Source organism: Ruegeria sp. AH12, assembly GCF_056541465.1.
In genome coordinates, this window is record NZ_JBQFYL010000067.1 from 1 (window position 1) to 1,257 (window position 1,257).

A 1,257-nucleotide genomic window follows, 5' to 3' on the forward strand; every position below is an offset into this window, starting at 1 on the left:
ATCGCCTACAACCCCCTTGCCTGCCGGGGTTCGATACGCTGGGAACGCTGAAAGAGATCCTGAAAACCGGATATGAATACAGCTGGTTCGTTCTGACCCAGAAGATCATCAAAAAGGAATTTGCACTTTCGGGGTCCGAGCAGAACCCGGATTTCACTTCGGGCAGCTGGAAAGAGGTGATCCGTCAGCGCATCCTGTCTGGCACCAAGGCGACTGGGCCGGTCGAGGCGTTCAAGGAAAAGGGCGAGGATTTCGTCGTCGCCAACACGCTGACTGAATTGGTCAGCGGCATGAACCAATTAGGCGGGGGTCTGATAGACGAGACGCATCTGCGCACCCAGATCGAGGCACGGGATTCTCAGGTCGACAATCCGTTTTCCAAAGACGCCCAGATGATGGCCATCCTTGCGGCACGCAATTATCGGGGCGACAAGCTGATCCGGACGGCCAAACCGCACAAGTTCCTCGATCCATCAAACGGCCCGCTAATCGCGGTCAAGCTGCACGTACTGACCCGCAAGACACTGGGCGGGCTGCAGACCAATCTGGACAGTCAGATGATCGGCGCCAATGGACAAATCGTCCCCGGCTTGTTTGCAGCCGGAGAGGTCGCGGGCTTTGGCGGCGGCGGCTATCACGGGTACAACGCGCTAGAGGGCACGTTTCTGGGCGGTTGCATCTTCTCGGGTCGCAACGCAGGAAGGTCCCGCGCAGTGGCCTGATTACTGAGTGCGCACGAATTTCAGTATCGGCTCACCTGCAGCATCGAGCAAAACCATGCTGTCGCCGGCAACGGCATAGTTCGTCACGTTTTGCAGGGCAGCAAAGAACTGATCCTCGACCTCGTCCAACTCTGGCGGGCACGCCATTAAAGTCGCGGCCATATTGTCTGGAAACTCAAGGCTGTTGCCGGTGATCTCGGCTTGCCCGGAAAACCGGTTGCAACCGCCCGTGCCACCGAACGCACCACCTTGGGCGAAGGAAAGCTGAGGCGGCCGTTTTGTGTCGAGCACGGTTCCACCGATACCGATGGCTGTCCACTCAGTCCCTTCCAGGGCCGCGGGGCTCTGAGCACCGGCCTGCACCAGCACAAGATCTGCCGAATTGCCTTCGCCGTTGGTCAGCACGGGATGGACCGTATCCGTCGTAAACAACAGCTCACCCCCGCGATAGATCGATCCGCGTACTGCATAGGTCATACCCTCGCGGATCAGCGCGTCATCAAAAGTCAGCTCAAATTCCGAGGGCACTCCGTTC

At 58.6% G+C, this 1,257-nt stretch carries 2 protein-coding genes; one reads left to right on the top strand and one right to left on the bottom strand.

Features of this window, described 5'->3' with window-relative positions; genetic code table 11:
• Positions 1-722 (top strand): FAD-binding protein (locus ACR0EL_RS21625; RefSeq protein WP_480502234.1); only part of this gene is annotated, 722 nt, incomplete at its 5' end.
• On the opposite strand, the gene ACR0EL_RS21630 is transcribed toward ACR0EL_RS21625, so the two are convergent.
• The coding region (locus tag ACR0EL_RS21630) for an META domain-containing protein (RefSeq protein ID WP_480502236.1) at positions 723-1,257 on the bottom strand (535 nt) is incomplete at its 5' end.